Origin of the sequence: Azospirillum lipoferum 4B (assembly GCF_000283655.1) — a bacterium.
Lineage (GTDB): Bacteria > Pseudomonadota > Alphaproteobacteria > Azospirillales > Azospirillaceae > Azospirillum > Azospirillum lipoferum_C.
On sequence record NC_016588.1, the window covers coordinates 235,237 to 261,744 of the forward strand.

Genomic DNA, 26,508 nt, shown 5'->3' on the forward strand with positions numbered 1-26,508 from the left:
GCCCCCCTACAGCGCCCCCCTACAGCGCCGCCATGATGTGCCCGATCAGCGCCGGGGGCGGGATGGGCTTGGACAGGATGCGGATGCCGGGTTCGGTGGCCAGATCCTGCAATTCCGCCTTTTCGGCATAGCCGGTGACGATCAGGACCGGCAGATCGCGGCGGTGATGGCGGGCGAGGCGGGCCAGATCGGCCCCGGTCATGCCGGGCATGGCGAAGTCGGTGACCAGGATGCCGATCCCGTCGTCCGCCTCCAGCAGGGCCAGGGCTTCTTCGCCGGTGGCGGCCTCCGTCACCGTCATGCCGGCCTCGGCCAGCACCGCGGCGTTCGCCATGCGGACCAGGACATCGTCCTCCACCAGCAGGATGCGGGTGCCGCCGGACGGCAGGGGCGGCGGTTCGGCATTGGCGGAAGCGAAAGCGGCGGAAACGGCAGCGGCGGGCGTTCCGGGCGCAGGATGGTCCTTCGGATCGGCGGGGGAATGGGGCAGGTACAAGGTGACGGCGGTGCCAAGCCCCGGATGGCTTTCCAGCCGCATGCCGCCGCCGGACTGGGCGGTCAGGCCATGCACCATGCTCAGCCCCAGCCCGCTGCCCTGCCCCACCGGCTTGGTGGTGAAGAAGGGCTCGCAGGCCCGCGCCAGCACGTCCGGCGGCATGCCGGCCCCGCTGTCGCGCACGGTCACGGCGACATAGCCGCCGGGCGCCAGGGCGGGGGAAATCCCCTCGTCCGCTGTTTTGCCGTCCGCTGCCTTGCCGTCCGCCGCCTTGCCCTCCACCGACAGGCCGGTGACGGCGATAGTCAGGGTGCCGCCGTCCGGCATGGCGTCGCGGGCGTTGATGGCGAGGTTCAGCAGGGCGATGTCGAACTGGTGGGGATCGACCAGGGCCGGCGGCACGGCGGCGTCCCGGTCGATGCGGATGCGGATGGCGCCGCCCAGCGTGCGTTCCAGCAGCGTGGCCATTCCCGCCACCTGGGCGCCGAGGTCGACCGGCGCCGGGGCCAGCCGCTGGCGGCGGGCGAAGGCCAGCAGATGCTGGGTCAGGGTGGCGCCGCGGTCGACCGCCTGGCTTGCGACCTGCAGCGCCTGACGGGTTTCCGTCCTCCGGACCTCGCCGCCGGCCTCCAGCAGATGCAGGGCGGAGCGCACCGCCTGCAGCAGGTTGTTGAAGTCGTGGGCCACCCCGCCGGTCAGCTGGCCCAGCGCCTCCATCTTCTGCAACTGGCGGACATGCTCCTCCGCCTCGTCGCGGGCCTGCACCGCCTGCCGGCGTTCGCCGAGCGCGCGGTTGGCGGCCTCGTAGGCGAGGAACTGGCGCGCCATCGCCCACAGCATCAGGGCGAGCGCCATCGCGCTGACCAGCCCGGCGGCGGCGATGACCATCGCCTGGCTCTGCCAGCGGGCCAGGACCTCCGCCCGCGTCCGGCTGACCCCGACCACCAGGGGATAGTTGCGCAGCACCTGGAAGGACAGGATGCGGTCCTTGCCGTCGAGCGACCGTGAGGACACGAGGGTGCCGGATTCCCGGTGGGCGATCCGTTCGGCGACCTCGGGGCTGGCGGCGATGGTCCCGATCTTGTCCGGTACCGCCGGGAAGCGCGCCAGCAGCATGCCGTCGCGCCACCACAGGCTGAAGCCGCTGCCCGGCGTGACATGGAGGCTGCGGTAGAGCTCCTCGAAATAGGACAGCCGGATGGCGCCGACCACCAGACCCGACAGCCCCCCGTCCGGGCCGTTGACGCGGCGGGCGATGTAGAGCGTCCATTCCCCGGTGGCCAGGCTCTTCGCCGGCCGGCTGACGTAGACCCGTCCGGGATCCTCGTCCTTGAGCGCGCGGAAATAGTCGCGCTGCGACAGGTCGAGCGCCGGGGCCGGGAACTGGCGGGTGAAGTTGATCAGGCTGCCGTCGGCGGCGATCAGGCTCAGCGCCTCCATCTGCGGCAGGCCGGACGCCTTGGCCTTCAGGATCTCGTAGACCTGCCGGTCCGCCCGCAGACGATTGAACGCCTCGGGGCTGCGCCGGTTTTCCGGGGGGATCTGCTCGGCGACCCCGTCGACGGTCAGGATGATCCCTTCGAGGGTGCGCGCCGCCTGCTCGGCCAGCGAGGCGTTGAGCGTGCGCAGGCCCAGCGCGGCCTCCGCCACCGTCTCGTCATGCAGCCGGTCCAGGATCGCCGCGGTGCCGCCGCACAGCGCCGCCAGCACCACCCCGCCGAGCGCCACGATCCGCTGGAGCGGACGGTTGGTCCTCAGAAGCCGCAGCATGACGCCCGTGTCCGGTCCGCCGTCACCGCCGGTCCCGCACCCGGTCCCGCACCCCTGCCCCGCCCTGTTTCCGTAACCGTCTCCATGGCGCTCCGTTCCTTCCGTGCCGGCCTTATGGCACCCACCCGCCGGAGGCACGGAAGGTTTCGACACTACACGAATCCGACTATAAACACCCCTGTCGGCCGGGCAACCGGTTCCAGGTCATAGAGGCTCGCGGAGGCTGCGACGCTTCGTCCCGGCGGTCCCCGATATCAACTCTCCCCCGATATCCGCTCTCAGTGCCGCTCATGCAGGCAATGGGCGTGGTCGGCCAGCACTTCGATCACGTGGCAGCTGCGCACCTCGCCTTGGGCGCAGCCCTCCACCATCCGCCGCACCTCGTCGCGCAGGGCTTCCAGCCGGGTGATCCTGGACTCGATCTCGGCCAGATGCGCGCGGGCCAGCACGTCGGCCTCGTGGCAGGGCCGGCCCGGATCGTCGGCCAGGGTCAGGAGCTGGCGGATCGCCTCCACCTCGAAGCCCAGCTCGCGGGCATGACGGATGAAGCGCAGGCGGCGGACCGACGCCTCGTCGTAGGTGCGCCGGTTGCTGCCGGTGCGCGGCGCTTCCGGCAGCAGGCCGATGCTCTCGTAATAGCGGACGGTCGGGATCTTCACGCCGGTCCGCTTGGCGAGCGCACCGATGGTCAGGGCCGAAGTGGGGGCCGAAGTGGGAGCCGATGCGGGCATGGCGGTCTTTTTCCTCTTGATCCTCCAGTCGCTGGAGATTTTAGGCTCATGCGACGCTGCCGACAACGCACCAGGATCGAGGAGCTTCGCCATGCATGGAATGGAGGATAGGGTCCGGAGCGGGGACACCGCCTTGCGCACCAGCCGCTACCGGGTCTCCGGCATGGATTGCGGGTCCTGTGCCGCCAAGATCGAGACCGCCTTGCGCCGGGTGCCGGGCATCCGCGAGGTGCGGGTGTCGGTGCCGGGCGGAACGGTGACCATCTCCCACGAGGCGGCTCTGGGCGTGGACGCCGTCGTCCGGCCGCTGGCCGCCCTCGGCTATGGCGCCGCCCCCGCCGATCCGGCGGCGGAGACCGCGGCGCCCGCCTGCGGCGGGGGCTGCTGCGGGCCTGCCCATTCCGATGCCGGCCATTCCCCCACCCATGCCGATCCGGTCGAGGCGCCCCCGGTCGAGGCGCCCCCGGTCGAGGCGCCGTGGTGGCGCGGGCGCAAGGCGGTGCTGACGCTGGCGGCCGGCGCCGCGCTTGGCGCCGCGACGTTTCTCGGCCTGCTGGTGCCGGAGACGGAGGGCTGGGCCTTCCCGCTGGCGCTGATGGTCGGGCTGGTCCCGGTGGCGCGCCGCGCCCTGGCGGCGGCGCGGGCCGGCACGCCCTTTTCCATCGAGACGCTGATGACGGTCGCCGCCGTCGGCGCGCTCGTCATCGGCGCGGTGGAGGAGGCGGCGACGGTCCTGGTCCTCTTCCTGGTCGGCGAATTGCTGGAAGGGGTGGCGGCCGGGCGGGCGCGGGCGGGCATCCGCGGCCTGACGGCGCTGGTCCCCGACACGGCCCTGATCGAGCAGCACGGCGCCGCCCCGCGGGCCGTTCCCGCCGCCGGGCTGGCGGTCGGCTCCGTCATCCTGGTCCGCCCCGGCGACCGGGTGGCGGCCGACGGGATCGTGCTGTCCGGCAGCAGCGCCGTCGACGAATCCCCTGTCACCGGGGAGAGCATGCCGAAACCCAAGGGTGCCGGCGATCCCGTCTTCGCCGGCACCATCAACGCCGACGGTGCGCTGCGCGTCCGCGTCACCGCCGCGGCGCGCGACAACACCATCGCCCGCATCGTCCGGCTGGTGGAGGAGGCGCAGGAGAGCAAGGCCCCGACCGAGCGGCTGATCGACCGCTTCGCCCGCCTCTACACGCCGGGCATCGTCGCGGTGGCGGTCCTGGTCGCCGTGGTGCCGCCGCTGGTATTCGGCGGTGGCTGGACCGAGTGGATCTACCGCGCCCTGGCCGTCCTGCTGATCGGCTGCCCCTGCGCGCTGGTGATCTCCACCCCGGCGGCCATCGCGGCCGGCCTGTCCAACGGCGCCCGGCGCGGCCTGCTGCTGAAGGGCGGCGCGGTGCTGGAGGCGCTCGGCCGCATCACCACCGTCGCCTTCGACAAGACCGGCACCCTGACGGAGGGCAAGCCCCGCGTCACCGACCTGATCCCCTTCGGCGGGAGCGAGGGCGCTGGGAGCGGGAGCGGGGGCGGCGGAAGCGGGGGCGGCGTGAGCGAGGCGGAACTGCTGGCCGCCGCCGCGGCGCTGGAGGCCGGGTCGAGCCACCCGCTGGCCCGCGCCATCCTGGCCGCGGCGGCGGAGCGTGGCATCGCCCCGCCAGCGGCGGACGAGGTCACCGCCCTGCCCGGCGCCGGGCTGCAGGGCCGGGTCGGCGGGCTTGCGGTGGCACTGCTGTCGCCGAAGGCCGCCGACCCGTTGCTGACCGCGGAACAGGCGGAGCGGATCGCTGCCCTGGCTCAGGCCGGCAAGACGGTCTCGGTCCTGCTGGTTGAAGGGCGGGCCGCCGGGCTGATCGCGCTGCGCGACGAACCGCGCGCCGACGCCCGCCAGGGCATCGAGGCGCTGGAGCGTGCCGGCATCCGCTCGCTGATGGTCACCGGCGACACGGTCGGGACCGCCGGGGCGGTCGCCGGCATGCTGGGGGTGGAGGCGCATGCCCAGCTGCTGCCGGAGGACAAGCTGCGCATCGTCCGCGACCTTCAGGCCGGCGGGCAGCGGGTGGCGAAGGTCGGCGACGGCATCAACGACGCCCCGGCGCTCGCCGCCGCCGATGTCGGCATCGCGATGGGCGGCGGCACCGACGTGGCGCTGGAGACGGCCGACGCCGCCATCCTGCACGGCCTGGTCGGCGACGTGGCGGCGATGGTGGCGTTGTCACGCCGCACCATGGCCAACATACGGCAAAACATCGCACTGGCCCTGGGCTTGAAGGCGGTGTTCCTGGTGACCACCGTTCTTGGCGTCACCGGGCTGTGGCCCGCGATCCTGGCGGACACCGGCGCCACCGTGCTGGTCACCGCCAATGCCCTGAGGCTTCTGTCCGTCCGCTCCTGAGCGGATGAGGCAAGACACCGATATGATTTGGAGAGTTCCGATGAAGATGACGCGGCGGACGATGGTGTGGGGGGCGGCCCAGGGAGCGCTGATGGCCGTCCTGACGCTCGGCCTCGGAGCCGTGGCGCTGCCGGACATGGTCCGCGCCGCCGCCCCTGCTGCCGCTGCGGCGGTGGAGGTCTGGAAGTCCGCGGGCTGCGAATGCTGCGACGGCTGGGTGCGGCACATGCGCGCGGCGGGCTTCGACGTCACCGTCCACACCGTCGACGACATGACGCCGGTGAAGCAGGCCGCCGGGGTGCCGGACGAGCTGGGCTCCTGCCACACCGCGCGGGTCGGCGGCTATGTGCTGGAAGGCCATGTGCCGGCCGCCGACGTGACGCGCCTGCTGGCCGAGCGGCCCCAGGCCCGCGGGCTGTCGGTGCCCGGCATGCCGCAGGACGCCCCCGGCATGGACATGGGCACCGGCCAGCCCTATCGGGTCGTGCTGTTCGGCGGTGCCGGCGGGCCGCAGGTCTTCGCCCGCCATTGATGCCGGCGGGGCCAAGAAGAGGTGGCTGTCACGCGGCCTTGATGGTCGCGGCGATCACGCCGCCTCGGCCACCGGGCTGGCCGGAGCGGGCTTGCGCGAGCGGACCAGCAGGCCGTTGACCATGGCCTGTCCCGGCAGCTCGACGAAGCGGTAGGTCAGGGCCGACAGGCCGATGACCGCCAGCAGATAGCCGACGCTCACCGCATCCATCGTCCAGGCATCGCCGAAGGCGATCAGCCGGTCGGTCTCGCCGTCGATCCGCCGTTCGACGAACAGCGGCCGGCCGAGTGCCCCTTGCGCCACCATCGTGCCCTTCTGCAGCACGGCGATCACCAGGGCATGCACCATGTAGATCGAGTAGGACCAGGCGCCCAGCCGCTGGAAGGGGGATGTCGCCAGCAGGCGGGAGACCGGCCCGGCTTCGAAGGCGAACACCAGAACCACCAGCCCGAACAGCAGCGGCGCCGCCAGCGACAGGGCGTTGCCCCCCGCCGCCGAGACGAAGGCGGCCACCGCCAGCAGCGCCCCCGCCTCGGCCAGCCCGCCGGCAGGGCGGGACATCCGCCTGTCGCCCATCGCCCGATAGAGCCGATAGACGAGACAGCCGGTGAAGAAGCCGTACAGGCAGCGGAAATAGCCGTAGTCGATGCTGGTGTCGATGTGATTGGCGGAGAACCCCATCACCACGCCGGCGCCGAGGACGGCAAGCGCCACCATCGCCGCGATCAGCATCCTGCTCCGCCGCACGGTCAGCAACAGGACGGCGAAGGTGATGTAGACGAAGAACTCCGCGCTGATCGACCAGCTCGGGATGTTCCAGGTCCATTGGTCCTCCACCCCCAGCGCATGGACCAGCGCCAGATTGCTGACCAGGGCCGACGGGGCGAAGGCGCCGGTGAAGGCGGCATTTCCCGCCGCCGGCCCGGAGAGGGTCTTCACGCTTTCCAGCGCCACGAAGGCCAGCAGCACCGCCGCATGCAGCGGCCAGACCCGGCCGAAGCGGCGGAGCAGGAAGGATCCGGCCGATGCGGCCCCGCCGATGCGGGCGGAATAGGCGTGGGTGATGACGAAGCCGCTCAAAACAAAGAAAAAATCGACAAAAAGGTAACTGCCGCGCACGAAACCGAACAGGTGGAAATGATCGAGCGTGTGCAAATGATATAGGGCCACGCATAACGCGCACAGGCCGCGCCATCCGTCGAGTACCGGGAACCGCATAGGGAACCTCCGGGTTTTGGTCAAAGGCGCTTCTTGGAAAACCTGTTTGTAGGGGCAGCAAAAGCTACGACCGATTGCGCATGACCGGAAGGACGCGGGAGGTTTATTCCAAAGGATCGCCACGCCTACCCAGGGCGGCCGAGATCACGCTCCCCTCCCGTTCGGGTGGTGTCGGGTCTGTGGTCCCGATGGGGCCGCCCAGTGGTCGCCGCCCAGTGGTTGGCGTCCTGGCTTGAAGGCATGGCTGCCTTAGCGGACGGCCTCGACCTCCGCACCGGTCCCGGAGCGAGCCCCAAGGCCTGCCCCGGAGCGTGCGAGAATGCCGGCGACCAGCGCGTCGAGGTCGCCGCCGCGGTAGAGCGTGCCCTCGATGCCGGCCCGCTGCGCCGCCTGGACGTCGGTCTCGCGGTCGCCGACCAGGAAGCTGCCCTGCGGCTCCACCGGCCACTCCGCCATCGCCTGCAGCAGCATTCCCGGCTCCGGCTTGCGGCAGCGGCAGTCGGTGCGGTAGGGCGGCTCGCCATGATCGGGATGGTGCGGGCAGTGGTAGAAGGCGTCGACATGGGCGCCGACGGTGCGCAACTCCTCCTGCATCCAGCGATGCAGCGTGCGCACATGCTCCTCACTGTAGAGGCCGCGGGCGACCCCGCCCTGGTTGGTGACGACGAACACCAGGAAGCCGGCATCGTTCAGCCGCTTCACCGCCTCCCTGGCCCCCGGCATCCAGGCGATCTGGTCGGGGCGGTGGGCGAAGCCGATGTCCTCGTTCAGCACGCCGTCGCGGTCGAAGAAGGCGGCCCTGCGGCGCCGGCTGGCGGGAATGACGCTCTGGGCCAGGGCGAAATCGTCGGGCACGCCGATATCCAGGAAGAAACGGTCGTAGACCCGTCCCTCGACGGCACCCGCCGCTGCCAGCAGCGGGAACAGGCCGGTCTCGATCGAGCAGGGCGACGGCGGCAGCCGGCCGACCGCCCGGCGGTCGAGCAGATAGATGCCGCCGTTGATCGGCCCCTCCCCCGTCCGCCCCTTTTCATGGATGGCGGTGACCCGACCGTTCTCCAGGATGATTGCGCCGTAGCGGGCGGTGTCGGGAACCCGGCGCAGCGCCATTCTCGCCAGGACGCTGCCGTCGGCCGGCAGGGGCGGGCTGGCAAGGTCGTTGAGGTTGATGTCGAACAGCGTGTCGCCGTTCAGCAGCAGGAACTGCGTCTCCAGCAGGTCTGCCGCCAGGCGCAGGGCACCGCCGGTTCCGGCCGGTTCCGGCTCCGTCACACAGCGCAGCCGCAGGCCAGGGCGTCGCATCTCCGCGCAAAAGCTGTCCATCCGGTCGCCGCGATAGCCGGCCAGCAGCAGAATGTCGTCGAAGCCCTGTCGGGCCAGTTCATCGACCAGATAGCCGAGGAACGGCCGTTCGCTCACCGGCAGAAGGGGCTTCGGCGTGTCGTCGGTCAGCGGCCCGAGCCGCGTTCCCCGTCCGCCGACAAGAATGACGGCCTGATGAAGCATGATGGCTGGTGGTCTTTCTCGCGGGTGGGCTCTTGCGGTTCGGTCGGGTTGAAAAGCCGTCCGGATGCCGCCGTTGTCAACCCGGATGCCGCCCTCCCCCATCGGCCAGTCGCCGGAGGGTGCCGGTCGGGCGGCGGACATGGCTGCCCGGCCCGGCATCTCGTCACAGAACCGCTCCATCCCCTGCCGACCGCCCAGGCGATCATCGGAACCGCACAAGACAATATGGCATGATTTCATGGAAACATATAAAGTCCATCGCCGGCCCACAGCTCGATCCCGTCCGCAACGTCCGCCCGCCGAAGGGGCAAGCATGCTGCCATGCTCCGCGGAAGCCGGTGCTCCGCCATGCGCTTGGCTGGCGGCTGGTCGAGACGATGCGTCCGGGCAGCCGCTGCCGGCTGCGCCATCACAGTCCGATCCATCACGACACCGTTCTCTATGTCGAACAGGGGCGGCGGTTCGCGGCCGGGCTGGCGCCGCCGCCCGATCGGGCTGCCCGGTCAGCTCCCCTGCGGCGAAGCGGAGGCGGCCCCGTCAGAGAGAAGCCCCTGCGCCCGGGCACGGTCCAGCAGGTTCTTGACCGAGGCCGCCGCCCAGCTGCGCCCGCCGCGCGGCGTGGTCTCCCGCATCGCCTCCAGCTGGGCGCCGATGGCCCGCAGCGACAGCGCCGGGTTCGCCCGGGCGATGCCGGCGACCAGCACCATCAGCCGGTCGTCGCCACGAACGGAGCCGCGCATCGCAGGCGCCTTGTCGAGCAGCGCCGGCTCGGCCAGCCCTTCGTCGACGAAGGCGCGGACGGCCCGGCGCAGCCGCTCGGCGGTCCAATGCCGGCCGGGCGGCAGCTTGGCGTTCACCGCCCGCGTCACCGCCGCCCAGGAGCGGGCCGGGGAGTGGGCCAGCCGGAGCCGCCGCACGGTGGGCAGCCACTCTTCCGCCGTCCGGGTCAGCTCCAGCAGGTAGAGCCGGCGCTGCCGCTCGGCCAGACGCCGCGCCGTCGCCGGATCGCCCTGCTTCAGCTTGGGATTGCCGCCGACCCGCCCCCGCGCCCTGGCCGCCGTCAGCCCGGCGCGCGTACGCTCGCGGATCAGCGAGCGTTCATATTCGGCCACGGCGCCCAGCATCTGCAGAACCAGCGTGCCGTGCGGGCTGGCGGTGTCGATCGGGCTGGTCAGGCAGCGGAAATGACAGCCGCGGCCGCGCAGATCCTCGATCACCTCCAGCAGGTGGGCCAGCGAGCGGCCGAGCCGGTCGAGCTTCCAGATCACCAGCGTGTCGCCGCGGCCGAGGCGGGCGAGGGTCCGCGCCAGCTCCGGCCGGGCGCGCGAGGCGCCGGAGGCCTTCTCCTCGAAGATCGTGGTGCAGCCGGCGGCGCGCAGCGCGTCCATCTGGGCGGCGGTGGTCTGATCGTCGGTGGAAACGCGGGCGTAGCCGATGAGCGCCATGGCGGATTTCAAACCGTGATACGGGGCGGGAACCCCTTTTGTAAAGTTGTTGGAGATACGGGTAAACGACCGTTTCGGAGCGCGTGTTTTTCTTTACAGAGGCTCGCAGCATCGGGGCCGGTCGGGCCGGGCTGCCTTGCTCCTGCCGCCCCATGGTTCGTCGACGCCGGTTCCCGGTAAAAATTCACGGTCATGAAGCAATCGGTTATCTTGCTTCCATCAAATTCGCTGCGGTCACCAGGAAAGGATTGGGCGTGTTCGGAATTTCCCTCTCAGAAAAAGCCGACCCCGCCGTCCGCGCCGCCGCCTTCGAGCGCGCCGCGCTCGCCGTTGCCCGCCTCGACGCCACCCTCGACGGCCATCCGCTGCTGCCCGCCTGGCAGCATTGGGTGCGCCTGGAGGCGGTGCGCGCCCATGCCGGCCTCGACGGCCACCGCGTCGACCCGCAGCGCCTCGCCGCCTATATCGAGGGGCTGCGCCTGCGCGTGCCGGACACCCCGGCCCATCACGAACGGGGTGCCGACCTCGACGCGCTTTCCCACGCCCTGCGCCTCTATGGCCTGATGCTCGCCGTCGCCGACCGCCGCTCCGGGCGCCCCCCGGACGCCAGCACCGATGCCCCCGAGCACCGGCGCCTTGTCGAGGACGCGCTGCGGGCGCTGACGCAGCCCAGCCCCGGCGCCCACCTGCCGGCGCTCGCCCGGGCGATGCGGGCATGGCTCGTCGAAGACCGCCCGCGCGGTGCCGTGCGCGCCGCCCTGCCGGCGGCGCTGCAGGCGACAGGCCTGACCCGCGGCCTGCTGCCCATCCTCGCCGGTGCCGACACCCTGCGCCCGGACAGCCCGACGGACCCGGACGGCTGGACGCTGGCCTTCGCCCGCAGCCTGGAGCGCGAGGCCGCCGACGGCCTCGCCATCCTGCGCCGGCTTGAGCACAGCTGGCGCGCCGCCCGCGCCGCCATCGGACCGCGCCGCTCCAACAGCCGGCTGCCGGCCGCCGTCGATCTGCTCGCCGCGACGCCGTTGCTCGGCCCGGTCCGGCTGGCCAGCCTGCTCGGCTGCAGCGTCCGCGGCGCCGGCATGATGCTGGAAGACCTGGTGGCCTGCGGCGCCGCCGTGGAGGTGACCGGCCGCGGCAGCCATCGCCTGTACGGCCTGCCCGGCACCGAGGGCATCCGCGGCGAGACCGCCGGGCCGCGTCGCTACGGACGGCGCCGCGGCCGTCCACCGAAGATCATGGTGCCGGAGCCGTTGGCCGCGACCGAACCACCCCTGCCGTCATCGCCTGCGCCCGCCCGCCTCGACCGCCTGGAGGTGGACTACACGGCGCTGGACGCCCTGCTCGCCGACACCGACCGGGTGGTCGAGCGTGTCCAGCGGATGCTCAAGAGCCGGTAACGGCTTCCGCGACAAGCCTGGAACATGGTGTCCCCGTTGCCGGAAATCCTGTTGGTGGTTTTCCGCTTTCTGCCCTTCGGGCGATTGCCCCGGGTCCCATCCCCCAGGCGCCTGTCCTCAGCTTCTGAGCGCCGCCACCTGACGCAGGGCCTGCTCGGCGGCACCGAACACGCTGTCCCAGTCGCCGGGGGTGGTCTGGCGGAACAGGCGCATCGACGGATACCAGGGGGTGGTGTCGCCGCCCTTGCCGTCGCCGCCCTTGCCGTCGCCATAGACCCAGTAGGGCATGAACTGCAGCAGGTTCCACACCGGGCGGCCGAGAGAGCCGGCCAGATGCGCCACCGAGCTGTCGGTCATGATCACCAGATCGAGCCGCTCCAGCACCGCCGCGGTGTCGGCGAAGTCGTTGAAGTGCGGCCCCAGCGGCGTGATCAGGGTGGAGGTGCCGAGTGTGGCCAGCTCCGCCTCCGGCGGGCCCTTCTGGATGCTGTAGAGCCGCACCTTCGGCACGTCGAGGAAGCGCAGGAAGCGGCTGAGCGTGGTGGCGCGCCGTGCGTTGTCCTTGAAGGTGACGCGGCCGGACCAGATGATGCCGACCTTGATCGTGCCGTCATGGCCGGGCACCAGCCGGGCGGCCTTCTCGCGCGCTTCGGCCGGGACGCTCAGGCGGGTGGGCGGCGGCACCGTGTCGATGGTGGTGCCCAGCCGGTGCGGCAGGCTCATCAGCGGGCAATGGACGTCGTAGGCGGGATAGGCGGTGCCGGCGCGCACGAAGCCGTCGAGGCCCTCCAGCCCGGACAGCAGGCGCTGCAGCTCCGGATGGCATTCCATCAGGACCCGGCCGCCGCGCGCCTTGACCAGCGGCACATAGCGCGCGGTCAGCAGCACGTCGCCGAAGCCCTGTTCGGTGGTCAGCAGGATGGTCTTGCCGTTCAGCGGCCCGCCGTCCCACATCGGCCCTTCGGCGATGCGGTTCTGGTAGCTGGGCAGCGACAGGCGGGAGTCGTAGTCGCGGAAACCCTCGGCATAGCGGCCGACCTGCAGCAGCGTCAGGGCGCGGTCCCACAGCAGCCCCGGATCGTTGGGCTTGGCGCGCAGGGCGACGTCCAGGATCTCCAGCGCGCGGTCGAAGCGGCAGCCGTGGCGCAGCGCCACCACCAGATTGCCCAGCAGGCTGGGATTGCCGCCCGACAGCACCACCGCATGTTCCTGCGCGGCGACGGCCTCGTCATAGCGCTCCACGTCGCCCAGGACATTGCCCAGGTTGGTCCAGGCGCCGACATGGCGCTGGTCGATCTCCAGAGCGCGCCGCTGGCAGGCGATCGCCGGCTCCGGCTTGCCGGCCTGCCGCAGCAGGGCGCCCAGCGCGCTCCACACGTTGGGGTCGTTGGGCTGCTGCTCCAGCATCCGTTCCAGCATGTCGATGCTGAGTCCGTGGGAGCCGGACTGGGCGGGTGGCTGGGGCGCCGCCTTGGGAGCGGCCGCCGGGGCAGGCTCCGGGACGGACGATACCGGACGGGGCAAGGCCTGAAGGGGGGAGGCTGCCGCAGGGGACGGCGCCGGGGCGGCCTGGGTGATGTTTGCCTTCATCTCGTCGTCGCTGGTGGTCGGCAGTCGGTCTGGAGCGTGTGCAGGGCATAGACGGCTACTCCTGGAGAGTCAAACCGTCCCTTCGGCCACGCCTGTGTGCTTTGTGTGTCGGGCCGGGAGCGTCAGCGCCGCCGCAGGTCCTGCAGGTCGATGTCGTCGATCCGGAAGCCGGCCTGCCGCAGCGCCTTCAGCACGATCACCTTCTGGGCGGTGCCTTCGCGTGCGGCGGCCTGGCGCAGCTCCTCCACCAGATAGTCCGGCAGCATCGCCTGCCACGGCCGGGTCGGCGCCGGTCGGACGATGGTGGGGGCGGGGGCGGGCTGGGGAGTGGGGGCTTGCGGATGGGAGGGGGCGGGTGCGGCGGGCGGCTCCGTCTCGGTCGGCAGGAAGCCCTTGCTCAATCCATACTGGCGGATCGGGTCGACATCGTCCGTCCCCAGCCCGCCGATCCCGATCCCGCCCAGCGGAGGACGGGCCGGCTTGGCGGCAGGCTTCAGGGGAGGCTTGGCGGGGCTGTCGGTCGACATGGGCACTCCGGTCAGGACGGCACCGGCTTGGGGCCGGCGGGGTAAGCCATGAAGCAATATCATGACTTGGTGTCCTGTCTTCGCGCCATGTGGCGGGGGCGAAGCGCGCCGCGACGGAAAGCCGGCCGGCGTGGCGCGGGAACCACAGGGGGATGGCGGGGCAATGTGATGGAGAGATGTCATGAAATAAGGGCATGAGATTGTGCGTGCGGCCGGCGGGGCGATCCGGGGACGGGGCAGTCCGCATGGCTGGATGCCCGATCGGATAAAGCCATGGCACGGTATTGAGACAATAAGTCATGAAATGAGATGGTGGAATGGTCTCCTGCTCCTGTGGGACTGCCTCACCCTTGGGCCACGGGCGCTTCGCGGCGGCGCTTGCCTGCCCGTCCATTTTGGCCGTCCGGCTTGAGGCGGCATCGCGTGGAGACGGATGTGCGGGGAAAAGCACCGCTTCCTCCTGCCGGGGGGCCAGCAGGAAGCCATCTAAAATCGTCATGTCCTATTTTCATGATTGATGAACATGAAAATAGGACATGATGAATAGGTGGCTTCTGGTCGGCACCGACCTGGGAAGGAGCGCCCCGGTCGGTGCGGCTTTCCGGTCAGAACGGTCCAGACAACCGGCCCACTCAACCCGGCTCCAGCCCCTGCGCCCGCTCGAACCACTGCTGCGCCTCCTCCTCCCGGCCCAGTTGGGAGAGGCAATGGCCGACAGCTTCCAGGCTGATGCTGAGGCTCTGGTGATTGATGCGCTGGTGGATGTCGCCCTTCTGCGTGGCGTCGACCGCCTTCTCGAACCAGGGCAGCGCGTCGGCGAAGCGGCCTTGGCGGGATAGGCAGATGCCGATCTCATGCAGGCTGGTGCCTAGGCTCTGGTGATCGATGCGCTGGTGGATGTCGCCCTTCCGCGCTGCGTTGACCGCCTTCTCGAACCAGGGCTGCGCTTTGGCAAAGCGGCCTTGGCGATACAGGCAGTTGCCGATCCCATGCAGGCTGACGCCGAGGCTTTCGTGATTGATGCGCTGGTGGATGTCGCCCTTCTGCTTGGCGTCGACCGCCTTCTCGAGCCAGGGCTGCGCGTCGACGAAGCGGCCTTGTTTGAACAGACAGTTGCCGATCTGATGCAGGCTGACGCCGAGGCCCTGGTGATCGATGCGCTGGTGGATGTCGCCCTTCTGCATGGCGTCGACCGCCTTCTCGAACCAGGGCCGCGCGTCGGCGAAGCGGCCTTGGCGATACAGGCAGTCGCCGATCTGATGCAGGCTGACGCCGAGGCTCTGGTGATCGATGCGCTGGTGGATGTCGCCCTTCTGCGTGGCGTCGACCGCCCTCTCGAACCAGGGCTGTGCTTCGGCGAAGCAGTCTTGGCGATACAGGCAGGTGCCGATCTGATGCAGGCTGACGCCGAGGCTTTCGTGATCGATGCGCTGGTGGATGTCGCCCTTCTGCTTGGCGTCGACCGCCTTCTCGAACCAGGGCTGCGCGTCGGCGAAGCGGCCTTGGTCGAACAGGCAGGTACCGATCTGATTCAGGCTGACGCCGAGGCTCTGGTGATCGACGCCCTTTTCAGTCGCCTCCTGTTCGACGGCATGGACCGATCGTTCGGCCCAAAGCTGTGCAATCCCAAATTGGCCGGTTTCCGAAAATGCGCGGCCGGCAGTCTGGTAGTCCAATGCCGAACCGGTGACGCCGCAGCCGTCCCACAGCGTGGGATCCGTCAGGAAGCCCTGCATTTTCGCCGCCAACTCCATCCGGTTGGGGGCGGTGGCAAAGGCTTTGGCGCTGTCCACCAGCCGCCTCCACTGCGCCTGCCGGATCCTCGCCAGCGTTTCGCCATGGCCGTCCGGGGCTGGCTGCTCGCGCAGGAAATGGGCGATCAGCTGATGCATCCGCAGGGTCTCGCCGCCGCTTTCCAGCAGATGCAGGTCCAGGCAGGCGTCCAGATGGCGGTCGAAGTTCTCCTCATCCCAGCCGGTCGCGTCCGCCATGTCCTGTTGGAGATCCTCGGCGGTCAGGGCCATGCCGTTGCGCAGGGCGGCGGTCTGCAGGATCAGGCGGGGATCCGGCGGCAGCAGCTCATAGACCGGACGGAAGCTGTTCTGGGTTTCCGGCTCCAGCCGCAGCTTGGCGGCTCCGGCCCGGCCACGGCGGCGGGCGCATTTCAGGGCGGCGGCGGTCGGAACGAGTTGGACCGGCAGGCCGCCGGCCCAATCGACCAGCGGCAGGTCGCCGTCGCGGCAGGCATCCTCACCGGCGATGGAGGCGACCAGCGCGACGCTGTCGTCCCGGTCCAGCAATTCCACCGCGAAGGCCGGACACAGGCCGTCCCACGGATCGAGCACGCTGGTCATGATCACATGGCAAGGGGTGCCGTGAGGCGGCAGCCAGGGCCGGATCGCCTCCGCCGAGCGGACATTGTCATAGACCAGCAGCACGGCGGACCGGGTCAGCCGGTAGAAGGCGACCTTGCATTGATCGACCATCGACAGGTCGCGGAACGGTTCCGACCCGAAGATCAGGCGGCCGATCTCCGCCAGCTTCACCGGGGTGTCGCCGCCGGCATCCAGGGTGAAGCAGCCGGCGGGATAGCGCCCGGCATGGCGGCGGGCATATTCATGCGCCAGCTCCGTCTTGCCGACTCCCGGCGTGCCGTGCAGCGCCACCACCGACGGCCGCTGCGGATCGTCGAGCGTTTCGGCAATGGTATTCAGCAGGTCGACGCGCCCGATGAAGGGCCGGGCGTAGAGCACCGGGATGTCGCAGCGGGGGCCGGCCACAGCCCCGCCCTCTGCTGCCGGAGCGCCTTGCTGGACGATCAGAGTCCCGGCATTCAAGATCCCGGCCGAGACCCCGGTGTGCTGTGTGCCGGCGGCGACGGGCTGCACGGAATGCCCGGCGCCGCCCTCAGTGTTTTTCCGGCTCTCCATGGGACGGCTGGCCCCCGCTCTGCTGGCCCCCGCTCTGCCGGACGCCGCGGAAGACGAACTCGCCCTCGAAACGGGCCTCCTTCGCCCGCAGCACGGTGCCGGCGGCCGTCACGTCGGAGATCTCGAAACGCTGGGCGGCGACCAGCCTGTCGAAGTCGATCAGCGGCGGCGGTTGCGGCCGGTCGCGCAGGGCCAGCAGGGCGGCCAGCAGGGCCTGCGCGCTCTGGCGCAACTCCGCGTCGCCCGCGGCCCCCGCCTCTGCCAAGCGGTCGGCCAGAGCAAGGCGGGGAGCCGCGCTCGCGGGGGCGGCCTCCAGCTCCAGCAGAGCCGGTTCGGCGGCGGCGAAGCGGTGGCGGACCACCGCCTTCAGCCGCGTGTAGGCGTCCTCGCCTGCCGCGGTGACGAAGCCGCTGCCTGCGATCCCGGCGATGGTGCTGGCTGCGGCGATGACCGACGCGATGATGGGATCCATGCCGAAAGCATCCTCCTGGTTGGAAAAGAGGATGCCCAGGCGTTCCGCGGCGTGCAAGCCCTTCGCCGGGCGGGAGCCTGCGGCGGCTTGACCGGACTGCACGTCATGAAATCATGATAAAAAGTCTTGTTAAAAAATCATGATACCATGCCATGAAGCCCTGCCCGCCTCACCCTCGCGGGATCAGCGGGTTGGCCGGGGAGGCTTCCAGGAAGGCGACGAACTCGTCGGTCAGGGAGCGGACGTTCAGGTCGGCATTGCTGTTCGGATTGACCTCGCCCGGTCCGTGGCCGGTGTAGGTCATCTCCTTCAGCAGCGAGCGCTCGATCAGTTCGGTGCGGAAGGCCGGGACGCCATGCTCGTCCAGCAGGCCGCGGGCATGGCGGTCGACGCGGGATTCGATGGCGGCCTGGGTGCGGACGATCACCACGCTGGAGGCCGGCGTGTGTTTCAGCACGCCCACGGAATCCGCCACCACCTTGAAGGTGCGCACCGTCTCCTTCACGTCCATGAAGGACTGCTGGGTCGGGATCAGCACCCCGTCGCTGACCGAGAAGGCGTAGAGCATGGTCAGGTTGCCGAAGCCGGCAAGGTCGATCAGCGTGTAGTCGAAGCTCGGCGCATTCTCCTGCACCGTCTGGCGGACATTCGATTCCGTGATCTCGTCCAGCACCCGCACGCCGGCATCGTTGCGCCGCCGCGCCCATTCGGCCAGATGCCGGTTGGGGTCGCAGTCGAGCAGAAGCACGCTCGCCTCGCGCCGGCGCAGTTCGGAGGTGAGCGCCATGACCAGACTGGTCTTGCCGACGCCGCCCTTGGTGGAGGCGAAACTGATGATCCGAGCCATGCGGTGGTTCCCGGTAGCAGGGGATGGAAAGCGGGCTGACCCGAGCGGGAGCTTCGCGGATTTACACGCAAGAACAGGAAAGATGGAAGTGGTTTCACGTCATGAAGAAGAAGCATGAAATCATGATTCATGAAGTCATGACTTGTTGTCATGCGCTCCTGCCGCCTGCCTGCCGCCTGCCTGCCGGTGAAGCCCGGTCCGGTTCAACCCGGCTTCACGTCAGCGGTGGTGCCGGCGCGGCGCTTCAGCCGGTGCACCGCATGCTGGCCGCCGCCGGTGGCGCGGACCGAATAGAAATAGGCGCTGTCGTCGGTCCAATAGCGGCCCTCGCCGTCGACCATCACCGTGCTGCTGTGGATGTCGGCCGGATAGATCGTCAGGCGTGGTGCCGCCTCCGCCGTGAAGCCGGCCAGATGCACGGCGGCGAGCGCCGCCTGGTCGAGGAACCAGACGGGCAGGCCGCGGTCGAGGAAATGGCGGATGTAGCGCCGGGTGAGGTCGAGGAAGCGCAGCGCCCCCGTGGTCGGCCGGATGTGCAGCACGTCGGCGTAGAGCAGGCTCCAGATGTCCAGCCGCTTCAGCGCATGGCTCATCATGCCGAGGTCCGAGCGGGCGGAGGTCGCCAGCAGCGGGTTCAGGTCGCGGATCGCCAGCAGGTCGACGTCCAGCATCAGCACCGGCCGCTGCCAGCGGACCAGCAGATCGGGCAGCACCAGGAAGCGGCTGCAGGCGTAATAGGTCTTGGCATTGTCGCCCAGCGGCGACAGGTCGATGGTCTCGCGCAGGACGATGAAGCGGTCGGCGCCGTGGGCGGCGGCCAGGGCGGCCACCGTCGCTTCCGCCTCGGCATCGGGATTGACCAGATGCAGGGCGATGGCGCAGTCCAGCCCGCTGTCCTCGGCGATGGACCGCACCATGGTCGGTAGGAACTTGCGCGCATAGACGGCGTCGCAGCAGGCATAGACCACCAGCGGCCGGGATGCTGCCCCGGCGCCTTCCTGGATGGTGGCGCGGATGCCGGCGGCGGGCGGTCCCGCGCGCAGGGCCTGCAGGAAGGCCGGATCGGTGCGGGTGACGGCGTCGCGCCCGCCATGGCGCTCCGCCGCCTGGGCGAACAGGGCGTCGGCCTCCTCCAGCCGGTGCTGCTCGGCGCACAGGCAGGCCAGCCGGCTCAGCGTGAAGGACACTTCCGGATAGAGCTCCAGCGCCCGGCGATAGGCCCGCTCGGCCCGCAGCGCCTGCCCGTCGCGGCGCAGCGCGTTGCCCAGCGCCACCAGCCCGACGCAGTCCTCGCGCCCCTGGAAGCGGCCGACATCGCCGGCCTCGCCCAGATGGGTCAGCAGCTGCCACAGGTTGGAGCGGCGGGTCGGATCCTGGGGCGTCAGCCGCCAGGCGGCGAGCGCATGGCCGGCCGCCGCCGCCATGTCCTGGCCGACCAGAAGTCTGGCGAGCGCATCGTGCGCCGCCGGCGCCTGCGGACCGGTGGGGGCCTGCTCCAGCAGCCGGAGGCAGAGCGTCCCGGCGGTCTCGCGGTTCCCCGCCCGTTCGGCGTCGAGCGCGTCCTGAAGGGTGGTGTCGGAGGCTTGTGGCATGGCGCGAACCGGTCGGCGGAAGGGGGCGGCGCTTCATCCCATGGCACCCCCATTGCTGGCAAGCGGAGCCTCCTGTCCTTCCCGGAGCGGTCTCCCGAGTCGGGGCCGCCGGTCCCGTGCATCCCCGTTTTCGGGTGGGGGCGACGCCTGGAAAAGGGTGCAGGCACCGGCTTGCGGAAAATGCATGGCCGGCAAAGCGGAAACCTGGCTGTTTTGCAAGAACGCGCTTGAACAAACGGGCAAATATCATCAACTGTTGCTATGGACCCGGGAAAGGGTTCCAGCCGAAACTGTGCCGCGCCGGTTCGTCCGGTGCGGCACTTTTATGATCAGCCATCCAGTCGCCACCCTGCGCAAATCCTTGCCCATCCCGGCCGCGGAAATGCGGCTGCGGGCAGATGTGGGTTCGGGCGGTCGCCAATCCGGGAAGCCAGTCGCCGTGAGCATCGCCGACGGTCTCAAGATCGCTTTCGACGTCCATCTCTCCGGCGATCTCGAACGGGCGGAGGAATTCTACCGCGCCATCCTCCGGGTCAGTCCGGGCAATCCGATGGCGGCGACGCTGTTGGGGCTGATCCGCTCCCAGCGGACGATGGTCCGCCAGAGCAAGCACAAGACGCTTACGCTCCTGCGCGACCGGGGCTTCCGTCCCGCCACCGTGATCGATGTCGGCGCCCAGACCGGCACCCCGCCGCTCTACGAGGTTTTTCCCGACGCCCACCATGTGCTGATCGAACCGGTGGCCGAGAATGAGTCCGCCCTGCAGGCCCTGTGCGGGCAGCTGCGCAGCGCCGAGTACCGCATCGCCGCCGTCACCAGCCGGGATGGCATGGTCCCGCTGGCGGTTTCCGACGACCGGCTCTACTCCTCCGTCGTTCCGGAGGGCGCGGACGCCCCGCCGGGCCTGCGCAGCGTGCCCGGCGTCTCGCTCGATACGCTGTGTGCCGAAGGCCGCTATGCTGGGCCGATGCTGGTGAAGATCGATGTCGACGGTCTGGAACTGGAGGTTCTGGCCGGGGCGGCCAGCCTGATGCAGCCGGACGCCGTCTTCGTGATCGAGGCGACGGTGGCCGGCAACGATGCCCGCCTGCCTCGCATCATCGACGCCATGGCACCCTACGGTTTCCAGGTCTGGGACATCGTCGATCCGCTTTACCGTCCCAATGACGAACGGATGTGGCAGGTCGATCTGGTGATGGTCCACCGCGACGGTCCCTACGCACCCCTTTGACCCTTATTGGGAGGCCCGCTCGCGCAAGGCGCGTTCCAGGCGGTCGATGGCGCCGTCCCAGGAGCCGGGGCGGTCCTGGCGGAACAGGCGCATGGTCGGATACCAGGGGCTGTCGTCACGGTCCAGCATCCAGCGCCAGTCGGGAGCGAAGGGGACCAGCACCCAGACCGGGACGCCAAGCGCGCCGGCGAGATGGGCGACGGAGGTGTCGACGCAGACCATCAGGTCGAGGCCGGCCATGATGGCGGCGGTGTCTGCGAAGTCGTGGATGTCGGGCGACAGGTTCAGCAGGGGGAAGCCGCCGGGCGGGTTTGCCGCCTGTCCCTCGGTCGGCCCCTTCTGGATGGAGACGAGGCTGACGCCGGGGATGGCGGCCAGCCTTGCGAAGGGCGCCAGCCCGATGGAGCGGTTCTTGTCGTTGCCATGGGTGGGCGATCCGGCCCAGACGATGCCGACCTTCAGCCCGCCTCCGTCCTTTTCCAGCCCCTTCAGCCGCTCGCCCCAGCGCGCCGCCAGATCGGGCTCCGCCGTCAAATAGGGAACGCGGGACGGCACGGTTTCCAGCCGGGTGCCGAACAGGGCCGGCAGGCTCAGCACCGGGATCTGCACGTCGAAGTCGGGCAGCGGCCCGCCGGTCTCCACCGCGATGGTTCCGGGCAGGCGGCGCAGCACCGGCAGCAATGGCCGCTGGCATTCCAGATAGACCGGCTGTCCGCCGGCCATTTGCGACAGCAGCGGCAGGTAACGGACGAACTGCAGCACGTCGCCGAAGCCCTGCTCCCAATAGACCAGCAGCCGCCGCCCCTGCAGCGGCGATCCGTCCCAGCGCGGCTGGACGAAGCTGCGCTGCGGCGAGGGCAGGCGGCCATGCTTCCAGCGCCATTCATAGCCGCGCCAGCCCTGGACGAAATCGCCCAGCAGCAGCCGGACCAGGCTTTCGTTCCAGTAGGCGCCGGCGAATTCCGGGTCCAGCCGGGTCGCCCGCCGGAAGCCCAGCAACGCCTCCCAGAAAACACCCTTGTCCTTCACCGTGGACCCCAAATTGCTGTAGGCCCCGGCATGCTGCGGGTTCAGCGCGATGGCGCGGCGGAAGCATGCCGCCGCCTCGTCCAGCCGGTGGGCCATGCGCAGCATGGCGCCGTGGTTGTTGGCGATCTCCGCATCGTCGGGCGCCAGGGCGAAGGCGCGGGCGAAGATGTCGCTGGCTTCCTCGGGCCGTTTCAGCCGTTCCAGCTGGATACCCAGTTCGTTGAGCAGGGCCGGCTGGTCGGGTTTCAGCCGGATCGCGGCGCGGTAGGCCCGCACCGCCTCATCCGGCCGGCCGAGCCGGACCAGCAGCGCCCCCAGGTTGATCCAGCCGTTCAGCGAGTTCGGCGCCAGGCTCAGGGCGCGGCGGAACAGCGCCACCGCTTCCCAATCGCGGCCGGCGTCCGCGCGCAGCAGTCCCAGATTGTTGACGGCGGGGGCGAACTGGGGGTCGGTGGCGACGATCTCGCCATACAGCCGGGCGGCCTCTCCGGCTTGGCCGCTCTGCTGGAGCCCGAGAGCCGTGGCGAAGGCTTGCTGGATGTTCATGAAAGACCGCATCGCCCCGGTTGAGGACCTGGTTTCGGACAGCATCGGGAACCGGTGCGATCAGTAGCAGAGATGGCCGGTGCTGCAAAGGACCGGCGCCGGCCGGACGGCAGTGGGGAAGCCAGTGGAGCCGGCCAGTGGAGCCGGCCAGTGGAGCCGGCCAGTGGAGCCGCTTGACCGCTTGCATCGCCGCCGCTCACCGCCCATCAATGGCGCTCGTCGAACGGGGAATGTGGCGCGCGGCATGGCACGGCTTCTGCTGATCAATTATGAATTTCCGCCGCTGGGCGGCGGGGCGGCCAACGCCACCGACAACACCGCCCGCGAACTGGCGGCATTGGGCGAGGATGTGCTGGTGCTGACCTCCGCCTTCGGCGACCTGCCGCGGGTGGAGCGCCGGCCCGACGGGGTGGAGATCCGCCGCATCCCCACCCTGCGCCGCCGCCGCGACCGCAGTTCGGTGGTGGAGATGCTGGCCTTCCTCGCCAGTTCGCTGGCGATGGCGCCGTGGATCGCCGCCCGCTGGCGCCCGGACGCCACCATCGCCTATTTCGGCCTGCCCTGCGGCCCGGCGGCCTGGATGGTGAAGGCGCTCTCCGGCGTGCCCTATGTCGTCAGCCTGCGCGGCGGCGACGTGCCGGGCTTCCAGTATGACGGCATCTCGCTCTACCACCGGCTGGCCGGGCCGGCGATCGGCTGGCTGTGGCGCCGGTCCTCCGCCGTCGTCGCCAACAGCGAGGGGCTGGCCGACCTCGCCCGCCGCTTCGCTCCCGACCAGCCCATCGCCATCATCCCCAACGGCGTCGATGCCGTCCGTTTCTCGCCTGCCGACACCCGGAGCACGAGCGACCGCCTGTCCCTGCTGTTCGTCGGCCGGGTGGTGCGGCAGAAGGGGCTGGACGTGCTGTTCGAGGCGCTCGCCTCCCTGCCCTCCCGGACGCAGGACCGCATCGGCCTGACCATCGTCGGCGACGGCCCCGCCCGGCCGGAGCTGGAGGCCCAGGCCGCCCGGCTCGGCCTGTCGGAGCGCATCGCCTTCCGCGGCTGGCTCGGGCGCGACGAGCTGCCCGCCGCCTACCGCGCCGCCGACGCCTTCGTCTTCCCCTCGCGCGACGAGGGCATGCCCAACGTGGTGCTGGAGGCGATGGCCGCCGGCCTGCCCGTGGTGGCGACCCGCATCGCCGGCAACCGCGATCTGGTGGTGGAGGAGGAAACCGGCCTGATGCTGGACCCCGACGACACGCCCGCGCTCGCCGCAGCACTCGCCCGCTTGGCCGAAGACGCGGCCCTGCGCCGCCGGCTGGGCGAGGGCGGCCGCCGCCGGGTGGTCGAGCATTTCTCCTGGCGCGCCGTCGCCGCCGCCTACCGCGACCTGTCGCTCGCCGGCCGCAAGGCGGTGGGACGGGCCCGGCCGGCGCAGGCGGAGTGAGGGGGCGGACTGAGGGGCCCCGCTAGACGTGCTGTTGACATCCGGCGGCTTTCGGGAGCGTATGGCGGCGCGGCAGATCGGGTCGGACAGCAAGGGATCGGACAGCGTGGCGGAACCGGTGAAGACGGCGGAAGGCGGGGGCGGCACCCCGGCCGGGACACCCGCCCTGGCCTTCGATTTCGGCGAGAACTGGGACCATTACTCGCGCACCGTGCTGGACGAGCCGCGGCTGGTGGCGGCCATCGACAGCCTGAAGGGGCTGGTCGGGACCGACCGGCTGAAGGACGCCAGCTTCTGCGACGTCGGCTCCGGTTCCGGCCTGTTCACCATCGCCGCCGGCAAGCTGGGCGTCGCCCGCGCGCTGGGCTTCGACGTCAACCCGACCGGGGTCGAGGTGGCGCGCCGCAACCTGGGCCGCTTCGCGCCCGAACTGGCCGAGCGCATCGAGTTCCGCCGCGGCTCGGCGCTGGACAGCGGCTTCGTCGGCTCGCTCGGCCGCTTCGACGTGGTCTATGCCTGGGGCTCGCTGCACCACACCGGCTCGATGTGGCCGGCCATCGAGACGGTGGCCCCGCTGGTGGCGCCGGGCGGCACCTTCGTGCTGGCGCTCTACAACCGCCACTGGACCTCGCCGATCTGGACCCTGATCAAGATCGTCTACAACCTGTCGCCGGGCTTCCTTCGGAAGCTCTGGGACTGGACGCTGGGCTCGCTGATGTTCCTGGCGACCTGGGCGATCACCGGCTCCAACCCGCTGCACAAGGAGCGCGGCATGGAGTTCTGGGTGGACGTCACCGACTGGCTCGGCGGCTACCCCTACGAATATGCCAGTGCCGACGAGGTGCGGGCGCGGATGGACGCGCTCGGCTTCGACCTGCTGGAGGTCCGCTCGCCGCGCGTGCCGACGGGCTGCAACGAATTCATCCTGCGCCGGAGGCCCGCATGAGCGACGACGCATACAAGTCCGCCACCTCTCCCCTTCCCACTCCCATGGCCGCCGCGGCGGCCGACCATCCCGGCGGCGTCGATTACGACGACAGCTGGGAACGGCGCTGGAACGACATGCGCAAATACGGCCCGACCGGCCGGCATCTGCGCCGCATCGTCACCGAGATGGTGCGCCCGCTGGACTACGACAGCCTGCTCGACGTCGGCTGCGGCCAGGGCTCGCTGCTCGCCACGCTGATGCCGCTGAAGCCGCAGGCCAGCTACAGCGGCCTCGACTTTTCCGCCAAGGCCATCGACGTCGCCCGCCGCCGGGCGCCCAACGCCGAGTTCGGCCTGCTCGACGTCGCCGCCGGCCATCTCGACCGCCGCTTCGATCTGGTGGTCTGCACCGACGTGGTCGAGCATATCGAGGACGATGTCGCGGCGCTGCGCAACCTCGCCGCCATGACCGGCCGCTATCTGCTGGTTTCCACCCTGCAGGGGCGGATGCGCGACTTCGAGCGCACGGTCGGCCATCACCGCAACTATGCCCACGGCGAGTTGCAGGCCAAGATCAGGTCGGTCGGGCTGGAGATCGAGCGGGTGGTGGAATGGGGCTTCCCCTTCTTCTCACCGCTCTACCGCAACGTCCTTGGTGCCGCCAGCGGCCAGGGCACGGAGGGCGACTACGGCCCCGGCCGCCGCTTCCTCGCCGAGGCGCTGTACCACATCTTCCGCCTGAATTCCTGGTCGCACGGCGACTACATCTACGTGCTGGCCCGCCGGCCGGGGTCTTGAGGAGCCCCCTCTCCCAGCATTGGGAGAGGGAAAGTTCTCCTGAAATAACTTCATGACTTCATGAAAAGGCATCTTTAAATGCGCCCCGGCCTGAAAGCCCTGGTCAGCGTGCTGCTGGTCGCCCTGCTGCTGTGGCGGGTCGACGTGGCGGAGGTCGGGCGGGTGCTGGCGGTGGCGTCGCCGGGACTGATGGCGCTTGCGGGGCTGCTGTTCTTCCTGATGCATGTGCTGAACGCGCTGAAGCTGCGGGTGCTGCTGCCCGAGCTGCGGGCCGGGCGGCTGCTCGCCTACACGCTGGTGGCGCAGCTCTATGCGCTGGTGCTGCCCGGTCAGTTGGCGGGGGAGGCGGTGAAGGCCTACCGGCTCAGCCGCGACGAAGGGCAGGGGCGGGGGCAGGGAGAAATCGGCGGCGGCCGCATCGTTTCGGCGGTCGCCTTCGACAAGGTGACGGGGATCGCCGGGCTTCTGCTGCTGACCGGCGGCGGGCTGGCGCTGCAGTCGGCGCGCTTCGGCGACGGGCTGCTGGTGGCGGTGGGGCTGGTGCTGGCCGGGCTGGCCGCGGCGACCGTGCTGCTGGCATGGGCGCCGGCCCGTACCCTTCTGCTGGCCCTGCTCGGCTGGCGCGCCGGGCCGAAGCGCGAGGCTTGGCTGCTCGGCCCGCTGCGCCGTTTCCTGGAGGCCTGGCGCGACCAGACGCGCCGGCCGGGGCGGGCCTTGCTGTCGGTCGCCGGCGGGATCGCGGTGCAGGTGGCGGCGGTGGCCGGCAGCCAGGCGCTGGGGCTGGCGGTCGGCATCGACCAGCCCTTTTCGGTCTGGTGCGCGGTGATCGGGCTGATGTCGGTGATCGTGCTGATGCCGGTCACCGTCGCCGGCATCGGCTTGCGCGAGGCGTCGCTGGTCGGCCTGCTCGATCTGGTCGGGGTTCCGCACGCCCAGTCGCTGGCGCTGGGCTTCGGCATCCTCGCCTTCCAGGTGATGGTGGCCCTGCTGGGCGCCGTCATCGACCTGACCGTCCTGCGCGAACGCCGTCCCGCCTGAATCCTCAACGCCAATCCTCAACGCCTGAATTCGCAATCCAATTAGCCGTTGCGCTCGTCGGATCCAGCGGCCATACC

Annotated in this window: 20 protein-coding genes; 8 read left to right on the forward strand and 12 right to left on the reverse strand. The window is 70.4% G+C overall.

The features are described from left to right. Positions 1-19: 19 nt before the first annotated feature. Both AZOLI_RS30045 and AZOLI_RS30050 read right to left on the reverse strand, forming a co-directional pair. Positions 20-2,266 (reverse strand): hybrid sensor histidine kinase/response regulator, encoded by a 2,247-nt coding sequence (locus tag AZOLI_RS30045; protein ID WP_014190045.1) that lies wholly within the window; start codon positions 2,264-2,266, stop codon positions 20-22. 278 nt (positions 2,267-2,544) lie between these two features. Next, a complete protein-coding gene (locus AZOLI_RS30050; protein WP_014190046.1) occupies positions 2,545-2,997 on the reverse strand; it encodes a MerR family transcriptional regulator in 453 nt (150 codons plus the stop codon). Positions 2,998-3,097: 100 nt separating this feature from the next. Here AZOLI_RS30050 and AZOLI_RS30055 point away from each other — a divergent pair, with 100 nt between their 5' ends. Together AZOLI_RS30055 and AZOLI_RS30060 are read left to right on the forward strand one after the other, a co-directional pair. Then, a complete protein-coding gene (locus AZOLI_RS30055; RefSeq protein ID WP_044553763.1) occupies positions 3,098-5,377 on the forward strand; it encodes a heavy metal translocating P-type ATPase in 2,280 nt (759 codons plus the stop codon). Positions 5,378-5,417: 40 nt separating this feature from the next. After that, positions 5,418-5,909 (forward strand): DUF411 domain-containing protein, encoded by a 492-nt coding sequence (locus tag AZOLI_RS30060; RefSeq protein WP_014190048.1) that lies wholly within the window; start codon positions 5,418-5,420, stop codon positions 5,907-5,909. Positions 5,910-5,963: 54 nt separating this feature from the next. On the opposite strand, the gene AZOLI_RS30065 is transcribed toward AZOLI_RS30060, so the two are convergent. The 3 genes from AZOLI_RS30065 to AZOLI_RS30075 form a co-directional block, all read right to left on the reverse strand. Continuing rightward, entirely contained in the window at positions 5,964-7,127 is a 1,164-nt protein-coding gene (locus AZOLI_RS30065) for an acyltransferase family protein (protein ID WP_048816604.1), read from the reverse strand. Positions 7,128-7,376: 249 nt separating this feature from the next. Continuing rightward, positions 7,377-8,633 (reverse strand): HAD-IIIA family hydrolase, encoded by a 1,257-nt coding sequence (locus AZOLI_RS30070; protein ID WP_014190050.1) that lies wholly within the window; start codon positions 8,631-8,633, stop codon positions 7,377-7,379. Positions 8,634-9,136: 503 nt separating this feature from the next. Further along, the gene (locus AZOLI_RS30075; RefSeq protein WP_014190051.1) at positions 9,137-10,078 is read right to left on the reverse strand and encodes a recombinase family protein; all 942 of its coding nucleotides are present in this window, start codon (positions 10,076-10,078) and stop codon (positions 9,137-9,139) included. A 254-nt stretch (positions 10,079-10,332) separates the two neighbouring features. Between AZOLI_RS30075 and AZOLI_RS30080 the strand changes: the two genes are divergently transcribed. Beyond that, on the forward strand, positions 10,333-11,475 hold the full coding sequence (locus tag AZOLI_RS30080) for a hypothetical protein (RefSeq protein ID WP_014190053.1): 1,143 nt from the start codon (positions 10,333-10,335) through the stop codon (positions 11,473-11,475). Between the two features lie 117 nt (positions 11,476-11,592). Here the strand turns inward: AZOLI_RS30080 and AZOLI_RS30085 are convergent, their stop codons facing one another. From AZOLI_RS30085 to AZOLI_RS30110, 6 genes are all read right to left on the reverse strand, one after another. Then, positions 11,593-13,065 (reverse strand): tetratricopeptide repeat protein, encoded by a 1,473-nt coding sequence (locus AZOLI_RS30085; protein WP_014190054.1) that lies wholly within the window; start codon positions 13,063-13,065, stop codon positions 11,593-11,595. A 122-nt stretch (positions 13,066-13,187) separates the two neighbouring features. Continuing rightward, positions 13,188-13,592, reverse strand: coding sequence for a hypothetical protein (locus AZOLI_RS30090; RefSeq protein ID WP_014190055.1), 405 nt, complete (start codon positions 13,590-13,592; stop codon positions 13,188-13,190). Positions 13,593-14,224: 632 nt separating this feature from the next. After that, a complete protein-coding gene (locus AZOLI_RS30095; RefSeq protein ID WP_162488552.1) occupies positions 14,225-16,372 on the reverse strand; it encodes a tetratricopeptide repeat protein in 2,148 nt (715 codons plus the stop codon). 127 nt (positions 16,373-16,499) lie between these two features. Further along, a complete protein-coding gene (locus tag AZOLI_RS30100; protein WP_162488553.1) occupies positions 16,500-16,994 on the reverse strand; it encodes a hypothetical protein in 495 nt (164 codons plus the stop codon). Positions 16,995-17,163: 169 nt separating this feature from the next. Next, positions 17,164-17,841: a ParA family protein gene (locus AZOLI_RS30105; protein ID WP_014190058.1), complete on the reverse strand. Its 678-nt coding sequence runs from the start codon at positions 17,839-17,841 to the stop codon at positions 17,164-17,166. Between the two features lie 203 nt (positions 17,842-18,044). After that, positions 18,045-19,433: a tetratricopeptide repeat protein gene (locus tag AZOLI_RS30110; protein WP_014190059.1), complete on the reverse strand. Its 1,389-nt coding sequence runs from the start codon at positions 19,431-19,433 to the stop codon at positions 18,045-18,047. A 439-nt stretch (positions 19,434-19,872) separates the two neighbouring features. Between AZOLI_RS30110 and AZOLI_RS30115 the strand changes: the two genes are divergently transcribed. After that, positions 19,873-20,664 (forward strand): FkbM family methyltransferase, encoded by a 792-nt coding sequence (locus AZOLI_RS30115; protein ID WP_014190060.1) that lies wholly within the window; start codon positions 19,873-19,875, stop codon positions 20,662-20,664. A gap of 3 nt (positions 20,665-20,667) precedes the next feature. On the opposite strand, the gene AZOLI_RS30120 is transcribed toward AZOLI_RS30115, so the two are convergent. After that, positions 20,668-22,239 (reverse strand): tetratricopeptide repeat protein, encoded by a 1,572-nt coding sequence (locus AZOLI_RS30120; RefSeq protein ID WP_014190061.1) that lies wholly within the window; start codon positions 22,237-22,239, stop codon positions 20,668-20,670. Positions 22,240-22,483: 244 nt separating this feature from the next. On the opposite strand from AZOLI_RS30120, the gene AZOLI_RS30125 reads away from it, so the two are divergent. The 4 genes from AZOLI_RS30125 (at position 22,484) to AZOLI_RS30140 (ending at position 26,431) form a co-directional block, all read left to right on the forward strand. Continuing rightward, a complete protein-coding gene (locus tag AZOLI_RS30125; protein WP_014190062.1) occupies positions 22,484-23,668 on the forward strand; it encodes a glycosyltransferase in 1,185 nt (394 codons plus the stop codon). A gap of 28 nt (positions 23,669-23,696) precedes the next feature. Continuing rightward, positions 23,697-24,614 (forward strand): class I SAM-dependent methyltransferase, encoded by a 918-nt coding sequence (locus AZOLI_RS30130; protein ID WP_162488554.1) that lies wholly within the window; start codon positions 23,697-23,699, stop codon positions 24,612-24,614. Next, a complete protein-coding gene (locus AZOLI_RS30135; protein ID WP_014190064.1) occupies positions 24,611-25,393 on the forward strand; it encodes a class I SAM-dependent methyltransferase in 783 nt (260 codons plus the stop codon). The genes AZOLI_RS30130 and AZOLI_RS30135 overlap by 4 nt, the downstream gene beginning before the upstream one ends. A 78-nt stretch (positions 25,394-25,471) precedes the next feature. Further along, positions 25,472-26,431: a lysylphosphatidylglycerol synthase transmembrane domain-containing protein gene (locus tag AZOLI_RS30140; protein ID WP_014190065.1), complete on the forward strand. Its 960-nt coding sequence runs from the start codon at positions 25,472-25,474 to the stop codon at positions 26,429-26,431. The last annotated feature ends 77 nt before the right edge of the window (positions 26,432-26,508 follow it).